This is a genomic window from Pseudomonas sp. FG6 (assembly GCF_057809015.1).
The window spans coordinates 79,043-95,401 of the sequence record NZ_JBMDJD010000023.1 but is presented as its reverse complement, the minus strand read 5'-3'; the positions used below and the strand labels follow the sequence as shown (position 1 = coordinate 95,401).

The following is a 16,359-nucleotide window of genomic DNA, read 5'->3' as shown; positions in this document are numbered from 1 at the left end:
TTGGGCGCAATCATAGCGCCCGATTGAAGTGTCCAAAATCATTAGGCCAGTTCAGGCTCGCTCCCACAAGGAGCTCTGTGTACCCAAGATCAAGGTAGGACTCAGAAGTGATACTTCAGCAAAAAGCTGGTATTGCTCTGGTTGGTCTTGAACCCTTCGCTGTCTTCGATCCCGTACTTGTTCTTCCAGTAGTCATACTCCACCCCCACATACAGCTGCTTGGCGCCGAGGTTCAGGGCCTTGCCCAAGTCATATTTGATCTGCGGGTTGATGTGCAGGTTGGCGTGGTAGGTGCCTTTGGAGTTGCTGTCGTTGTCCACCACCCAGTCGATGAAACCGTCGATCAGGAGGTCCGATGAGCCCACCGCAACGGTGTAGGCCCAGGTCGGGGTGATCTGCCAGACGTTGTCGCCGGCGCGCGGGCCTTCGGTGTGGCGGTTGTAGAAATTCAGCTGGAAGTAGTCGAAGCCGGGAATCGCGAGATCCAATCCCGGGCCGATCAGGTAGGACTCGTTGTCACCCTCGCCGAACTCATAGGTCATGGCCAGCAACACATCCTTGATTGGGCCGGCTTCCAGCTTCTGGTCGAAGATCTTGCCAAACGACAGGCGCGGGCTGAATTCGCCGTAGTAGGTGTTCGGGCCGGACTGGCTGTCTTCCTTGCCGTTGTAGAAGATTCGGTCGAGAAAGAAGAAGTTGTCGCCGTATTTCCATGCGTCGGCGTGTTCGAAGGTCACGGTCTGCTGGATGCGCGGGTTGACCTGGAAATCCTTGCCATAGAGGTAGGTCAGGCTGTTGTTCTGCCATTGGAACAGGTCATCGGCCATCACTGGGCCGCTGGTCAATAAAGAGGCGAGTAGCAGGCTGGGGTATGTACGGTTCATTCGGTTTGCTCCTAAGGTCGGTAGTACGCTTTTTTGGAATCAGCGCTTTGAGGCGGCGCCTTTTACTACAAAACATCCGTTCGGTCAGGTTTTTTTCGATAGAACGGATCCACACCGGGCATGGAATCGGGCGAGTCAAAAAAGGAGTCGGTTGAGCACAGGCAGTCGCTGACGGGCGACCGGCGGGATGCCGGTCGGCCTGTCAGCGGTGTAGCGGTGTTGGAACACGGGGTTCAGTTGGTCCGCGCGCCCTGGCTGATCCACGCGCCGATCAGGTCGCGTTCCTGCTGGGTCATCTGGGTGATGTTGCCCAGGGGCATGATCTGGCTGGTCACGGCCTGGGCCTGGATGCGCGCAGCCTGCTGCTGGATCTGCTGCGGGGTGTCGAACATCACCCCCGCCGGTGCTGCGCTGAACAGCGGGCTGGTGGGCTTGGCCGAGTGGCAGACGGAACAGCGTTCCTGGATCACGCTGTGGATTTTCGCGAACGATGGCCCCTGGGACGGCCCCTGGGCATCGGCTGCCTGGGCGGGCTGCGCGACCGGTGCGGCGGGTGCCGTTTCCGGTTTGGCCCCGCCGCCTACGGCGGTTTCCGGCAGGGGCTGATACTCGATGGCGACCGGGGCCTTGGCCACTTCCGGCGCGCTGGGTGGCGCCTTGGGGCCGGTGACATAAGCCAGGCAAATCATCGCCAAGGCGCCCACCGGCAGCGTCCAGGCAAACCGGTTGCTGTCATGGCGCGTGTTGAAGTAATGCCGCACCAACACCGCTGCCACCGCGATACCGGCCAGGATCAACCAGTTGTAGGCGCTGCCGTAGGTGCTCGGGAAGTGGTTGCTGATCATGATGAACAGCACCGGCAGGGTGAAGTAGTTGTTGTGGCGCGAGCGCAGCAAGCCTTTGGCCGGCAAGGCCGGGTCAGGCGTGCGGTTCTCGGCGATCGCCGCCACCAATGCGCGTTGTGCCGGCATGATGATGCGGAACACGTTGCCGACCATGATCGTCCCGATGACCGCCCCGACGTGCAGGTACGCCCCGCGCCCGCTGAACACCTTGCTGAACCCGTAGGCCGCGCCGATCAACAACACGAACAGGATCACGCCGAGCAGGGCAGGACGCTTGCCCAGGGCCGAGTCGCAGAGAAAGGAGTAGACGAACCAGCCGACGAGCAACGAGCCGATGCCCAGGGCGACGCCTTCGGGGCCGCTGAGGCTGCTGCCCGGTGCGAGCAGGTAGACGCTCGGATTCCAGTAGAACACCAGGCACAGCAGCACGATGCCCGACATCCAGGTGAAGTAGGCTTCCCACTTGAACCAGTGCAGGTTGTCCGGCATGGACGGTGGCGCGAGTTTGTATTTCTCCAGGTGGTAGATACCGCCGCCGTGGATGGCCCACAGGTCGCCGGCCAGACCGCTCCTGGGGTTGACGCGATTGAGGTTGTTTTCCAGCCAGACGAAGTAGAACGACGCGCCGATCCAGGCCACGCCAGTGATCATGTGAACCCAGCGCACGCTCAGGTTCAGCCATTCCAGCATATGTGCTTGCACAGTCTTTACCTCTCGCCCGTCACGCTTGTTCTCGCGTGATCGAGCCTTCTCTTATTGGTGGGGATCGAGGATTAAACAATCATCCTCCATGAAGAAATGCTCATCGCAGTTATGGCCTGTGCCACTGCGATCAACCACCAGGAAGTCATCCCGCTTTTCGATCGTCAGCACCGGATGGTGCCAGACGCCGCGATGGTAATTGATGCCCTGCCTGCCGTTGGTGACGAAGGCGCGGACCAAGCCTGATACAGGTGCATCGCCAAGTGGCGCGACCACGATCAGAAAGGGGTTGCCGAGCAGCGGAATGAACGCCTGGCTGCCCAGCGGATGACGCTCCAGCATGCGCACGGTCAACGGCATCTCCAGCGCGTCGGCGCGGAAGATGCTGATGATCGCCTTGTCGTCCGGCGTGGCGGTTTCAACCGTCGCCAGGCGATGGAAGCGCATGGTCGAACCGTTATTGATCATGAAGTGATCGCTGCCGTCGGTTTCGATCACGTCACCGAAAGGGGCGAAGGCTTCTTTGGTCAATGGTTCGATCTTGAGTGTGCGCATGCTGGTCTTCTTATCCAAAAATTCTGTGTTGTTTGTTCAGCTTTTGTGGCGAGGGAGCTTGCTCCCGCTGGACTGCGCAGCAGTCCCCTTGTTTGAAAAGCGGGGTCGCTTCGCAACCCAGCGGGAGCAAGCTCCCTCGCCACAGGGTCACGCTTGTTTCGAAACCTTGCCGAGCACCCGCAAGCGACTCACCCCACCGTCCGGGAACACATTCAGGCGAATGTGGGTGATCGGTCCCAGCGCCTTGATCTGCTCGGCGAAGGTGTGTTCGGCGTGCATTTGCAGCTTCTGGCTCGGCAGCAACTCACGCCAGAACAGTGACTGGGTCTCGATCTGGCTGTCGGTGCCGCCCTTGACGAAGGCGCCCTGGATCGAGCAGCTGTCCGGGTAGTTGCCCTTGAAGTGCAGGGTGTCGACGATGATTTTCTCGACCTCGCCGGCATGGCCCAGGGCGACGATCACCCAGTCATTGCCCGGGGTGCGACGACGGGCGGTTTCCCAGCCATCGCCCATGTTCACGCCACGACCCGGGTTGAGGATATTGCTCATGCGGCCGAAGTGTTCGTCGGAGCAGGCCAGGGCGCGGCCACCGTTGAGGGCGGCGGCCAGGTCGATCTGTTCGTTGTCGCCTACCGCCGACCAGTCGCGGTGCGGGATGCCATAGACCCGCAAGCGGGCCACGCCGCCATCGGGGTAGATGTTGAAGCGCAGGTGGCTGAAGGCCTGGTCATTGCTGATTTCGTGGTAGTGGTGGCTGTTGCCTTGCAGCTCGACGGCCGACAGCACTTCGGTCCACTGGGTGTTTTCGTCCGGCTCGCCTTCGCTCAGGAAGCAGGCTTCCAGGGAGGCTGACGGTGGGTAGTTGCCGGTGAAGAATGACGTGTCGATGTCCACGCCCTTGATCGAGCCCGCCACACCCAGGCGGATCACCGCACTGTCGTAGCCTTCGAAACGCTTGCGACGCGACTCCCAGCCGTCCATCCACTTGCCGTTGTCATCGAACACACCTTCTTTCCACACGGCCGGGGTCGGCTGGAACAGGCGGTTGGCGTCGGCGAACCAGTCATCGGTGACCGAGATGATCTTGGTGCCCAGGCGGGCGTCGGCCAGGTTGACGAGTTTCTCGAAAGGTACGGCGTAAGCTTTCATTCTTTTTGTCTGCCTTTAATGAGTGGCTGGGGATGCTTGCAGGGCCCGGGTCACGGGCGCCCGGCTAAAGGGTCAGGAGTCGGAACAAGGCGATCTTGTTGATCTCTGCCAGCGCGCATTTGAATTCGGTGTCGACCGAATGATGGATGCGCGTTTCGAATGCCGCGAGGATCTGATGCCGGTTGCTGCCTTTGACCGCCATGATGAACGGAAACTGGAATTTGGCCTTGTAGGCGTCGTTCAACTCGGTGAAGCGCTTGAACTCTTCGGCCGTGCACTGGTGGATACCGGCGCCGGCCTGTTCATTCGTGCTGGCTTCGGTCAATTGACCGTCGATGGCGGCTTTGCCAGCCAGGTCCGGGTGAGCATTGATCAGGGCCAGTTGGCGGGCGTGATCGGCGCTCAAGAGGATGTCGCTCATGCGCTGGTGCAGGGTTTCGATCTGGTCGACCGACGGGGCCTGGCCCAGGTCGAAAGCCTTTTCGGCGACCCACGGTGAATGTTCGTATATGTCGGCAAAAGCCCGTACGAAGGCTTCACGGCTCAAGGTGGACGGCTTGAGGGTCTGGAAGGCCGTCATTTCGAAGCCCCTGGTTTCGAAGCCCCTAGTTTCGAAGCTTGCGGGCAAGGGTGCGTCTGCTGCCAGTGGCGGGCGATGTCGACGCGGCGGCTGAACCAGACCTGCTCATGGCCCTTGGCGTATTCGAGGAAACGCTTGAGCGAAGCAAGGCGGGCCGGGCGACCGATCAGGCGGCAATGCAGGCCGATGGAGAGCATCTTGGGGGCTTCGGCGCCTTCGGCATACAACACGTCGAAGGCATCCTTGAGGTATTGGAAGAAGTCGTCGCCGTTGTTGAACCCCTGCACCTGGGTAAAGCGCATGTCGTTGGTGTCCAGCGTGTACGGGATCACCAGGTGCGGCTTGCCGTGGGGCGTGTTCGGTTCCCAGTAGGGCAGGTCGTCGTCGTAGGTGTCGCTGTCGTAGAGAAAGCCACCTTCCTCCATCACCAGGCGGCGGGTGTTGGGGCCGGTACGACCGGTGTACCAGCCCAGCGGGCGTTCGCCGGTGATTTCAGTCAGGATGCGAATGGCTTCGAGCATGTGCTCGCGCTCCTGGGCCTCATCCATGTACTGATAGTCGATCCAGCGATAGCCGTGGCTGCAGATTTCGTGGCCGGCGGCGACCATGGCACGAATCACGTCGGGATGGCGCTGGGCGGCCATGGCCACGGCGAAGATGGTCAACGGGATGTCGAAGGACTTGAACAGCTTGAGGATCCGCCAGACCCCGGCGCGGCTGCCATACTCGTACAGCGATTCCATGCTCATGTTGCGCTCGCCCTGCAGCGGTTGCGCCGCGACCATCTCCGAGAGGAACGCTTCGGATTCCTTGTCGCCGTGCAGGATGTTGCGTTCGCCACCTTCCTCGTAGTTGAGTACGAAAGACAAGGCGATGCGGGCATTGCCCGGCCATTGTGGGTGGGGAGGGTTACTGCCGTAACCGATCAGGTCGCGTGGGTAGTCAGCGCTCACTGCAGTCTTCCTTCTTGTTCGAACCATGTGGGTGGCGCCCTGATGACGAAACACAGGCTGGCGTCACAACGATGGAGTGATTGTATACAACTTTATGCGCGATTTGTAAGCCTGATTTTTTGCATTTTTCACTGCACTTTCTGCATTGTCTACACTGCAAGAAACCTGCCCATTGGGTCAATTAATCAGTGGAAGGCCAGCATCGCCAAGGGTTTTGCCTGGAATGACGGTGGTGGTGTGGTGGGATGAGCGGGGGGCAAAAAATCTATTTTTTATTGTGTACAATTTTCTTTTAAAGTGTCTTAATTCTTCCAGCGTCGCAGCCTTCCATGCCCTGGAGCGGTGCGGCTTGTCTTTCAACCGATTCAGGAGGCGTCGGGCCGGACTGCGTTGCAGCGAGGCGCGCACAATCAATGGGACGTTTGACTACTCACGTTTTGGATGCCGCACACGGCTGCCCGGGCAGCTCGATAAAGGTCGAGCTGTATCGCGTCGAAGGTTCGCAGTTGCAATTGGTCGCCAGTGCGCTGACCAACAGCGATGGCCGTTGCGACGCACCGCTGTTGCAAGGCGATGACTATCGTTCGGGTGTCTACCAATTGCAATTTCATGCCGGCGACTACTACCGCGCCCGCGGCGTCCAGTTACCCGAACCGGCGTTCCTGGATGTGGTGGTGTTGCGCTTCGGCATCTCGGCCGAGCAGGAGCACTACCACGTGCCCCTGTTGATTTCGCCCTACGCCTATTCGACCTATCGAGGCAGTTGATCCCCTAGGCTATGTACGAAATCGCTTGAAACTTGGTTATGCAGCGTTAAAAACCGGCTCGGAATGCTCATTGACAACCAGTCAAGTCGGGCGCGACCCCGGCCGTTCCTCGCCGGTTTTTGCCTTGCCTAACCTGCGTTTCAAACAATTTCGTACACAGCCCAAGCAGCTGCCTTGTCCCTGGAAGCGACTGCGCATACAGCTTCTCTGGTTTTTGCCCGCCCACACTGCGGGCTTTTTTTATGTCGCGTACCTACAGCCTGGAACTGTCGTCGCGGATGATAAAAACCGTGTCTGCAATGCCTGGGCGAATTTCTGTACCACCTTTGAGCCAGATCATCTTGTTGGCACGGTGGGCATCCCTGACGACTTTCGCCGCGGCTTCGCCGACCTGGTTTTCCAGCAGGACTCCGGCGACATTGGGATCGGTGTACCCCGGCAGGGAAATCTTCGGAATTCTGGTTCGGTGCAGGCTCAGGAAAAATACAGAATCATGCCCCGCCCGTTGGAATACCAGTGCTGGAAAGCTGCTGTAAGAGCTCGGCTCCATCACGGTATAGCCATTGCGTGTCAGAAGGCCCGCCATGAATCGTTTGAAATCCACAGGTGTGTAGGTCGACACGAAGTGATTCCACTGCTGCTGGAAGCGTAGGGGATCGAAGTCCAGTCGATCCAGTGCTCCTGTCGAGGAAGGGAGGGGCAGGGCGATCGAGCGGGCACTGCCTCGGCTGGATGGAGAGGTCTCAAGTGTTGCAAGCATCAATAACGGATCGGACCATTGCGGGTGCGGCGATGGCGTCGCGTTTTTCCAGCTGTGGAAAATCTGCCGGAGTGCGGTCAAACCCGCCGCTTCAGCAAACGGTAAGTTATTGGCGAGCTCGAACTGCTTTCTTGCAATGTTTTCCAGGGTGACGGTCGTGACCTCTGGAAAAACATCCCTGGCATAGGCCGTCAGGGGTTTCTCGAAAGGCAGCCTGGCATCGATGACCCAATGGTTATCCGGCGGAACTTGTATCGCGCTGCGAGGTTGTTCGTCGGGGGTGTGTCTGAGAATGGCCTCCAGCAGATCGAAGTCATAAACGGGGTGGGCGGGCGACTGAATGTAGATGATCGGGGATTCACGGGCATTGAGGCTTGTCACCACCTTGTAGTGGACATTGTCCAGGGTGACGAATTGCGCCAGGGTGAATCGCGGATCGAGTCCCCAGTCCTTCCCGAACGCCAGGGTGCTTGGTGTCTCTGCGCTTTGCGTGGTCGACGGGCGCGGACGCTTGGCTGCTACCTCTTGTGACAACTCATCATCCGTGAGCCTGGGAGGCGTAGAGGCAGGATTGGAATCGCTGCTGAGCGTCACGTCGTGGTGTGGAATCCGACGCCACAGGTGGCTGCCTTCCACTTGCTCCAGGCGAGGGCCGGAGGCGACGAGCTCAGTGCCGGACCGGGCCCTGTAATGTTGGTCGGCGTCGCGTCCGAGCAGCACCGTCCCTCCCTCTGAAAGCTCGACATAAGTGCGTGTCCTGAACGTTCGGATCCCGGAGGCTGCGTCTGGCTCCGATAGCAGCGGGACCAGCTCGGGTGAAAGGTAATAATTGTCCAGCGATACCGAGTGCGGCGCTTCCCTGACGGTTGGCTGCGATGCGATTTCGGCTATCTGGACGGTTGGGGGGTGGGATTCAGGGGCTTCGGCTTGCCGTCCGGGTAGTGAGAAGGAGCCCTGATCGGATCCTTCCCCGGGCATGGGATATCCGGGCAACGCCTCCAGTGTCGGATCGCGACGACCAGGGGGAGTATCGGGGGGCGACTTTGGAAGATTGGGCCGGGTGTTTCGTTTTGGACTCATTGAATTGCGCTCTGGAGTTTGAAAGAAGCCATGAAGCTGATGGCCTGTCGTATCGACAGGCCAAGGGCTCGAAAGATGTTCGCGCGAACTCAATGGGTGGGTGCACTACATATGTATAGCGTCTTGGAAGACGTCGGAGGGGTGTCAAGGCGAGGCATGTTTGGCAGCGGCTTCACCCAATGAGAGGATCTCCCCCAGTCGAGCGAACCTTATGCCGAAGGCTGCATTCAGCGATATCGCTTGCGCCAATACCAGTGAGTTTTCCGGCGTGAAGCGTTCCACCAGTTCCAGGCATTTAACGCGCAACAAACGAAGGGCCTCATCATTCAGCGGTGGCGTTTGTTTCAAGCCTTCACGAGCCAACTGCTGATAAATATTGAGGTGGTGCGCGCACAGGCTGGTCTTTTTAAGATCCACCGTCTTGATGACCCGAGACTTATCGCTATCAAGGATCCACTCGCGGGTTTTGAGGTTGTAACTCAAGTGGCCGGGCGTCCCGTCCTTGAGGGCCACGTGAAGCACTTTCAGTTCTTGGCGTGTCAGGTTGGAGAGTTCGCCGGGCCATGCTGCGCCGGGATCGGCGATTGGGGAGAAATACCGGCCATCCAGTGCTTCCACATAAACCCGCTCGAACAGGCTATCGACTGCATGGACGACGCCTTGCGCAGTGATGACGCGTATCTGATCGACCAGGTCGTCAGCCTCATGGACGGGAAGATGGATCACGGTCGCGCCAATGCGCAGCAGGTTGGAGGACAATTCGATGCCGACTTGACCCAGCTGCGTGGCATCCAGCTCCCACTCGGAGGCATGGGGTAACCGGGGATTGGCGCGCGCCAGTGCACCTGGCGTGGACAGGCGCAGCGTCATGTTCGGGCTCAGGTGAACGAGATAGCGGGCGCCTTCACCCATCAGCACTTCAATCCCTGTCTGTTCCGTGAGGGATGTGAGCATGGCGCACGTTGCCCAACGCCCCATGGAATAAGGTTTCTTGTCCAGGGGGTATAGAAAACGGTATTTCTTTTTTATCGGCGTGAGTGGCAGTGCAATCTCAGTTGCCCACTTCACCGGATTCTTGTTTATGAATGTCTTGTCCAATAACAACCCATAGTGGGGCGAAGGAGGGACCAGGCGATAAGACGATCCATCATTCAAGATGAGAGTGACCGTATGATGGGGAACCAAGGCAGACAATGCGCGCCGATCTGTCTTGGGGTCTTTGGCGCTGTAGCGTTCATCGGAACTGGCCAGGTTACTCAAGACCACTTGGTGCGTACCGAAGTGTAGCGTCAGGCCACATGCACCATATTGTGTGGTGTCCTTCCCTTCTTGCTGGGTGGCGTAGGCGCTGTATTGAGCTTCGATACGTGTCAGCTCGGCACCTGCATAGTCCAGATAAAGTGCGGTGGAAAACGTGCTCTTGCGCTTGACGTTAAGTGTGGTGAGTTCATTGAGGCGTGAAACAAAACAACTCGTGTCCTGGTCGTGGGCGATCTGCCACTCGCTTCGATCATTCAGGATGAATGGGAGTCGTGGTGTTCCTGGCTGCATCACCGCGGTTTCTATATCGAGCGGGCCGCTGTGTTCGATCGTGTCAGGCAGCTCGGGTGCCAGGTGGTAGCCATCCCGGGTAATGAACGTCAGTCGATTGTTTTGCAAGGCCTTTGGGTAATCGCCCTGCGCGTAGACATTTCTGATGGTGACTTTGCGCAGTTCCCGGTCATTGGCATCAAAGCCTGACGTCACGACCAGATGATGCTCTTCGATTCGCCAGCTTTCGATCAGGTCGGCTCGCCAGTCCAGTGCAATGACGCTGTTGCCGGTGCCGTCTTCGGTGATGGAGACACAACCCGGTTTATGGGCGATGGCGTAGACGTCATTGCCAGGCCCGCCGTCTGCGTTGCGGTTATTGCCATTGAGGATGAAGATCCGGTCATCGCCTGCACCGGCGTCGATGGCGTCGTTGCCGCGGGATTTGATGATGTTCGAGCCGGACGTGCCCTTGATGACGTTGGCTCCGCCCTCCGGAATTTCTATGCTCTCAATGCTTTCAAGGACCGCATGGTGATAACGTCCGCTTTCTTTGCCATGACTTGCCTGGGTAATGATGAACACGTGCCCGGCGTCCAGGTCGACGTGATAACCCAGTCGCGGTGCCTGATTGTCGCGGGTACGGCCCGATAAGATGAGTGTGTCATTGCCCAAGCCCCCCACCAGGTTGTTCGCTGCAAGGGGGTGGTTTTCACCGAGGGGTTGTGCCGAGCCCTCGAAGACAAAGACGTCATCCTTCTTGCCTCCAGTCAGTTGTTTGACTCCGGCGCCGTAGTGGAAGACGTTTGGCTTGTTTTCGACGCCTGTGACCGTGTCATTGCCCCCGCCGATATACCAATGGATGTCCTTGTGTTCCCCCGACGTTTCAATGACTGCACCGGGTGTCTCGGCGCTGACGCCGTTGCGCGCATCGATCCGGTCGTCGCTGTCCTTGATTCTGGGGCGTACTGTCGTCACCTGGTATCTTTCGCCCGTCCACCAATTCCAAGTGTTGTACGTCACCGATTCGAGCGCCACGGTGAATGTGCCGTTCACGATCGCCTCCGTGCTGTCTTTCAAGGGGCCTTTGAGCAGGTTACGGGCATTGGCTTGCAGCAGCTTGGCATGTTCGGCGCTGGCCTTGGCGATGATGTAGCGATCCTGGATAGCCCGGTCAGCGTCGATCCCCCAGAAGGCGAACCAACCGGTGCGCAGGCGCTCGTGCACGGTGAGTTCGATGTAGTCGTCGATTTCATCGACTTGACGAATTGCCCCCCAGACTTGTGATCCCACCACCAGGATAAGCCCCGCGGCCAGTCCCACAGGGCCGGCTGAGCCAAACCCTGCCAGCGCTGCCAAGCCGATGGTCACGGTCATGGCGGCGCTAGTGACGCTCAAGGCAGCGCTGACGTAATGGTCGGTGGCTTCTTTGCCGCTGGCCTGGCCGGCGGCCTTGAAAGAGTCGACGGCGGCGATGATATCGAAAGGCAGGGTGAGCACGCTGGCAATCAGGGCACTCCCCCGAGCCAGTCGTGTGGCGAATGTCGTCTTGGCGAAATCCCCAAGGGAGCGTTGGCCGGCCCTGATCATATGGGTGGCTTGCCGGGTCACGGCCGCTTCGACACCGATTGAGGCGAACTCGGCAGCGACGCTGCTGCCATTGAAAAGGGTCTGATAGGCGTCCTTGTTGCGGATGGCGTCTTGCAGGCCGCGCAGGCCACTGTAGATGCCGAAGGCCTGAAGGCCAATCCCGGTGGGGATGAGGACATTGCTCTTGGCTGCGCTGATCCAACTGAATGCTTGATGGGTGAGTGCTTGGTGGGTAAGCCCGTGGATGTCGAGCTTTTGAGCAGATAGAAGCAGCTTTTCAAGGGGGCTTCGATAGCTGGCGGGCTCCGCTGCTTCAGGATCTTCCCTCAACAAGGGGCGCGCGGAGGGAGAGCGCTGGCTGGCCATTTCAAACAGTAACGTTGGCAGCCGGTAATCGTTTGCATCGGTGGTCAGTTCCAGGCGTGTTTGGATATCGCTCGCGTTGAACTGTAGCGAGTCCACGAAAAAACGATTGGAGCGGCGGAAAAAAGTATTGTCGGCGTTGAGCGGCTGCCCATCGGCCGTTGCCCCCAGCGCATCGAGGGCAGAGCGGGTAACGGTCACTGAACCGATGGAGAGGGGGCCGTAGAGTTTGTCGACGACTTCAAGTTGGGCCCGTCGTTGCTTGTGTTCCAGGCTCGGTGGCGCCCTGTGCTGCGTCTTGAAATCGAGTGTTTCGACTGTGTGTTCATTGGTACGCAAGCCCAGATCCGTAATGACTACGGTACGCTCCTCAGGTGCTGAGCCGGGCTGGAAAACCTTGGCCATTGTGAACGTCCTTGTTCAACGATGATGAATGGCCCTATATGTAAGAGGTTTGCCGCAGAGGTGTATATCGATGGGTTGTTGCTATGTTTTGCGAAAGCCCCAAGTGAAAGGATGAGGCCATTTCGCAAAGCCAGGGATTCAATGGATGGAAATCAAGGAAGCCGTCCCTGCACCCCCGAACAGCCCGGCACTGACCCGGTTGAACCAGCTCTGGCCTTTACCCGTACGCAAATACCGCGCCGCGCCATGGGCGCCGAGGCCGTAGGCCAGCTTGCACAGCAGGTCGAGGACGGTCCAGGTGGCGATCATGATCAACAGTTGCGGTAGGAACGCTTGTTCGGCGCTCAGGAACTGCGGCAGGAACGCGGCGAAGAACAGGATGTCTTTCGGGTTGCTTGCACCCAGCACGAACGCCCGGCCAAACAGGACACGGAAACGAGGAACGGCGACGGCCTCGGGCACTTCGGCGCCCTGGGAGGGCCGGCGCGATTGCTGCCAGCTCTGCCAGGCCAGGTAGAACAAGTACAGCCCACCGACAACTTTCAGCGCGCTGAACAGCTGTTCCGACGCCAGCAACAGCGCTCCCAACCCCAGCGCCGAAGCGCTCAGCAGGCAAATCGAGGCGATCACCCCGCCGAGGAACGCTGGATAGGAGCGGCGCAGGCCATAGTTCAGGCTGTTGCCGATCATCAACAATGACAGCGGGCCGGGAATGAGGATCACCACCAGCGCGGCGCCACTGAATAACAGCCAGGTTTCCAGATTCATTGCGTTTGCTCCTGATGTACCGATGGGGTGAGGCGGGTGGATAGGTGTCGCTTACAAGAAGATGAACTTGGCGATGAAGATCCCACAGAGCACCCACAGGCTGACGGAAATGTCCTTGCGTTTACCGGTGCAGGCCTTGAGCACCACGTAGGTAATGAAACCCAATGCGATGCCATCGGCGACTGAAAAAGTCAGCGGCATCATGATAGCTGTGACGATGGCCGGGATGCTGTCGGTCGCCTCGTCCCATTCGATGTGGGCCATGCCGCCCATCATCAGCATGGCGACGTAGATCAAGGCGCCTGCCGTGGCATAGGCCGGAATCATCCCCGCCAGCGGTGCGAAGAACATCGCGGCAATAAATAACACACCGACGGTCACGGCCGTAAGCCCCGTGCGCCCGCCCGCTGCAACACCGGCGGCACTTTCCACGTAGCTGGTCACCGGTGGCACGCCGACCATGGCGCCGAACACGCTGGAGGCGCTGTCGGCTTTCAAGGCACGGGACAGGTTCTCGATCTTGCCATCGGCTTTCACCAGGCCGGCGCGCTGGGCAACGCCCATCAGAGTGCCGGCGGTGTCGAACATGTGCACGAACAGGAAGGCCAACACCACGCTGATCATGCTGACGTTGAACACACCGGCCACGTCCATGGCCATCCAGGTCGGGGCCAGGCTCGGTGGCGTCGACATCACTCCGTTGTAGTGCACCAACCCCAGGCCCCAGCCGGCCAGGGTCACGGCGATGATGCTGATCAGGATCGCGCCGAAGACTCGGTGATAACTGAGCACGGCGATCATCAGGAAGCACACGGCGGCCAGCAGCGGGCCGGGCTCACGCAACGAGCCGAGCCTGATCAGGGTCGCGGGGCTGTCGACGATGATCCCGGCGGTTTTCAGGCCGATCAGCCCGAGGAACAACCCGACCCCCGCGCCCATGGCGAACCGCAGGCTGACCGGGATGCTGTTGAGCAGCCACTCGCGCACCCGCGACAGGGTCAGGACCATGAACAGCACACCGGAAATGAACACCGCGCCCAACGCGGTTTCCCAGTGGTAGCCCATGGTGCCGACCACGGTGTAGGTGAAAAACGCGTTCAGGCCCATGCCCGGCGCCAGGCCCACTGGCCAGTTGGCATACAGGCCCATCAACAGGCAACCGAGGGCGGCGGCGATGCAGGTGGCGACGAAGGCGGCGCCATGATCGATGCCGGCGTCGGCCATGATGTTGGGGTTGACGAAGATGATGTAGGCCATGGTGATGAAGGTCGTCAGGCCGGCAATCAGCTCGGTCTTCACCGTGGTGCCATGCACGCTGAGTTTGAAGATGCGCTCCAGCCAGCCATTGCGCAGGGGCGGCGAGAGGTCGAGCGTCTGGGCTTCGGGTTTGCGGCTTTCCACAGCGAGTACTCCTCAAGAGTCTTATTGTTATTTCCAGCACCACTACCCTGGAGGAGGGCGGCGATACGCTGAGGCAGGTAAGGCTGGCGAGGTTTGTTGACTTGCTGGTCAGGAACTCGCACGAAGCGAATTATGCTTTTGTATACAAATAAAGCAAATAATGTTTTTTGTGTTGTCGACGAAAAGTCTGGCGATAGGGATATATCGACCTCGAGGGCGCTATCGCGAGCAAGCCTTGCTCCCACAGCGGGTGTGAGCTGAGACCCTCTGTGGGAGCAAGGCTTGCCCGCGATGGCAATAGACCGGGCAATACACCGCTTGCAGAGGACACTCAGTCGACAGCCGCCTGACCCTTACCCAACCCCAGGTTCACCGCCAACCACCCATTCACCGCCTCTTCCCCAGCCTCGGCAAACACCCGCTCGAGCAATTTCACCTGCTCGCGCCGCAGTGCCTGCTCAAAGCGCTGACCCTCGGCGGTCAGCTCCAGCAGTCGCTTACGTTTGTCGGTCTCGGACGCGACGCTGTTCACCAGGTGCATTTCCATCAGTTGCCGCAACGGCATGTTCAGCGCCTGCTTGCTCACCCCGAGCAATGCCAGCAGCTCCTTTACGCTCAATGACGGGTAGCGGGCGATGAAAAAAACGATGCGCTGGTGCACCCGGCTCAACCCGCGGCGCTCGAGCATTTCATCGGCCTTGGCGGTGAACGCCTGGTAACCGAAGAAAAACGCTTCCATGGCCATTTGTTGGGAAGTCGGGTTTTTAAGGTCAAGCATGTTGACGTATCCATAGAGGTCGGCGTAATTTCGGTCAACCAGTTTGACTCATTCCTCCCGTTCCCCGCTACAGGTGACCTCCATGGCTTTTTCCGAACGTGTCTCGCGCCTCAAAAGTTCTCTGATCCGAGAAATCCTTGCAGCAGCCCAGCGCCCTGAAGTGATGTCGTTCGCAGGAGGCTTGCCGGCCGAGGCCATGTTGCCGAAAGTGGAATGGGACGCCATGCCCGTGTCCATGGGCCAATACGGTATGAGCGAAGGTGAACCGGCCTTGCGCGAAGCCTTGGCTGCGCAGGCGCGGTCGTTGGGCCTGGCCTGCGAGGCGAGTCAGGTGCTGGTGGTCAGCGGCTCCCAGCAAACCCTCGACCTGGCGGCGAAGCTGTACATCGACGTTGGCACCGAAATCATGTTGGAAGCACCGACGTACCTGGCGGCCCTGCAGATCTTCCAGCTGTTCGGCGCTGATTGCATCACCGTGCCACTGGAGGCCGACGGCCCGGATTTGCAGCAGTTGCGTGCCCGGCTGGAGCGCCATCGGCCGGCGTTCATCTACTTGATCCCGACGTTCCAGAATCCGTCGGCGGTGCGCTACAGCGAGGCCAAGCGCGATGCCGTAGCGGCACTGCTGGATGAATTTGGCGTCACCCTGATCGAGGACGAACCCTACCGCGAGCTGACGTTTGACGAGGGCAGCGCCACACCGATCGTCAGTCGCTTGAAGAAGACCCGTTGGATCTACACCGGTACAGTGTCGAAAACCTTGTTGCCAGGGCTGCGGGTGGGCTATCTGATCGCCAGTCCGGATCTGTTCCCGCACCTGCTGCGGCTCAAGCAGTCAGCAGACCTGCACACCAACCGCATCGGCCAATGGCAGGCGCTGCAATGGATCGGCACCGAGCAGTACCGTAGCCACTTGAGTGATTTGAGGGATTTCTACCGCGAGCGTCGCGACCGGTTCCAGGCGGCGCTGCACAAGCATTTTGCCGACATCGCGGACTGGAACATGCCCCAGGGCGGGTTGTTTTTCTGGCTGACCCTCAAGCAACCGCTCGACACCCGCACCTTGCTCGCCGCTGCGCTGGCGGCCGACGTGGCGTTCATGCCGGGGGAGCCGTTCTTTCCCGAGCCGGACAAGCACCTGGGGCACTTGCGCTTGAACTTCAGCCACATTGATCCGGCGCGGCTGGATGAAGGCCTCAAGCGATTGGCGGAGGTGGTGCGGGAGGCGTTGGCGGTGAAAGCGGCTTGA

The 16,359-nt window shown here is 59.6% G+C and carries 13 protein-coding genes; 2 read left to right on the top strand and 11 right to left on the bottom strand.

Translation table 11 applies throughout. The features are described 5' to 3' along the window. Positions 1-101 precede the first annotated feature (101 nt). From ACODSJ_RS16490 to puuE, 6 genes are all read right to left on the bottom strand, one after another. Complete coding sequence (locus tag ACODSJ_RS16490) at positions 102-884, bottom strand: outer membrane protein OmpK (RefSeq protein WP_489102735.1); 783 nt, start codon at positions 882-884, stop codon at positions 102-104. A 233-nt stretch (positions 885-1,117) separates the two neighbouring features. Beyond that, entirely contained in the window at positions 1,118-2,431 is a 1,314-nt protein-coding gene (locus tag ACODSJ_RS16485; RefSeq protein WP_489102734.1) for a urate hydroxylase PuuD, read from the bottom strand. A 51-nt stretch (positions 2,432-2,482) separates the two neighbouring features. Then, entirely contained in the window at positions 2,483-2,986 is a 504-nt protein-coding gene (locus tag ACODSJ_RS16480) for an ureidoglycolate lyase (RefSeq protein ID WP_489102733.1), read from the bottom strand. A 147-nt stretch (positions 2,987-3,133) separates the two neighbouring features. Then, entirely contained in the window at positions 3,134-4,135 is a 1,002-nt protein-coding gene (gene alc / locus ACODSJ_RS16475; RefSeq protein ID WP_489102732.1) for an allantoicase, read from the bottom strand. 64 nt (positions 4,136-4,199) lie between these two features. Next, positions 4,200-4,715, bottom strand: a complete 516-nt coding sequence (gene uraD, locus ACODSJ_RS16470) for a 2-oxo-4-hydroxy-4-carboxy-5-ureidoimidazoline decarboxylase (protein ID WP_489102731.1) — start codon at positions 4,713-4,715, stop codon at positions 4,200-4,202. Then, entirely contained in the window at positions 4,712-5,668 is a 957-nt protein-coding gene (puuE, locus tag ACODSJ_RS16465) for an allantoinase PuuE (protein ID WP_489102730.1), read from the bottom strand. The genes uraD and puuE overlap by 4 nt, the downstream gene beginning before the upstream one ends. 413 nt (positions 5,669-6,081) lie before the next feature. Here puuE and uraH point away from each other — a divergent pair, with 413 nt between their 5' ends. Further along, the gene (uraH, locus tag ACODSJ_RS16460) at positions 6,082-6,435 is read left to right on the top strand and encodes a hydroxyisourate hydrolase (protein WP_489102729.1); all 354 of its coding nucleotides are present in this window, start codon (positions 6,082-6,084) and stop codon (positions 6,433-6,435) included. Positions 6,436-6,688: 253 nt separating this feature from the next. Here uraH and ACODSJ_RS16455 read toward each other — a convergent pair whose 3' ends face one another. From ACODSJ_RS16455 to ACODSJ_RS16435, 5 genes are all read right to left on the bottom strand, one after another. Further along, complete coding sequence (locus tag ACODSJ_RS16455) at positions 6,689-7,915, bottom strand: hypothetical protein (protein WP_489102728.1); 1,227 nt, start codon at positions 7,913-7,915, stop codon at positions 6,689-6,691. A gap of 504 nt (positions 7,916-8,419) precedes the next feature. After that, entirely contained in the window at positions 8,420-12,163 is a 3,744-nt protein-coding gene (locus tag ACODSJ_RS16450) for a calcium-binding protein (protein WP_489102727.1), read from the bottom strand. Between the two features lie 138 nt (positions 12,164-12,301). After that, positions 12,302-12,931, bottom strand: coding sequence for a LysE family translocator (locus ACODSJ_RS16445; RefSeq protein WP_489102726.1), 630 nt, complete (start codon positions 12,929-12,931; stop codon positions 12,302-12,304). A 51-nt stretch (positions 12,932-12,982) separates the two neighbouring features. Then, the gene (locus ACODSJ_RS16440) at positions 12,983-14,332 is read right to left on the bottom strand and encodes an NCS2 family permease (protein WP_489102725.1); all 1,350 of its coding nucleotides are present in this window, start codon (positions 14,330-14,332) and stop codon (positions 12,983-12,985) included. Positions 14,333-14,663: 331 nt separating this feature from the next. After that, the gene (locus ACODSJ_RS16435) at positions 14,664-15,110 is read right to left on the bottom strand and encodes a MarR family winged helix-turn-helix transcriptional regulator (protein WP_489102724.1); all 447 of its coding nucleotides are present in this window, start codon (positions 15,108-15,110) and stop codon (positions 14,664-14,666) included. A gap of 82 nt (positions 15,111-15,192) precedes the next feature. On the opposite strand from ACODSJ_RS16435, the gene ACODSJ_RS16430 reads away from it, so the two are divergent. After that, positions 15,193-16,359, top strand: coding sequence for an aminotransferase-like domain-containing protein (locus tag ACODSJ_RS16430; RefSeq protein ID WP_489102723.1), 1,167 nt, complete (start codon positions 15,193-15,195; stop codon positions 16,357-16,359).

What these genes read in the sequence shown, in the direction of transcription:
- ACODSJ_RS16490 (WP_489102735.1), bottom strand. Translation starts at nt 884, where the DNA reads ATGAACCGTACATACCCCAGCCTGCTACTCGCCTCTTTATTGACCAGC.
- ACODSJ_RS16480 (WP_489102733.1), bottom strand. Translation starts at nt 2,986, where the DNA reads ATGCGCACACTCAAGATCGAACCATTGACCAAAGAAGCCTTCGCCCCT.
- alc (WP_489102732.1), bottom strand. Translation starts at nt 4,135, where the DNA reads ATGAAAGCTTACGCCGTACCTTTCGAGAAACTCGTCAACCTGGCCGAC.
- uraD (WP_489102731.1), bottom strand. Translation starts at nt 4,715, where the DNA reads ATGACGGCCTTCCAGACCCTCAAGCCGTCCACCTTGAGCCGTGAAGCC.
- uraH (WP_489102729.1), top strand. Translation starts at nt 6,082, where the DNA reads ATGGGACGTTTGACTACTCACGTTTTGGATGCCGCACACGGCTGCCCG.
- ACODSJ_RS16450 (WP_489102727.1), bottom strand. Translation starts at nt 12,163, where the DNA reads ATGGCCAAGGTTTTCCAGCCCGGCTCAGCACCTGAGGAGCGTACCGTA.
- ACODSJ_RS16445 (WP_489102726.1), bottom strand. Translation starts at nt 12,931, where the DNA reads ATGAATCTGGAAACCTGGCTGTTATTCAGTGGCGCCGCGCTGGTGGTG.
- ACODSJ_RS16435 (WP_489102724.1), bottom strand. Translation starts at nt 15,110, where the DNA reads ATGCTTGACCTTAAAAACCCGACTTCCCAACAAATGGCCATGGAAGCG.
- ACODSJ_RS16430 (WP_489102723.1), top strand. Translation starts at nt 15,193, where the DNA reads ATGGCTTTTTCCGAACGTGTCTCGCGCCTCAAAAGTTCTCTGATCCGA.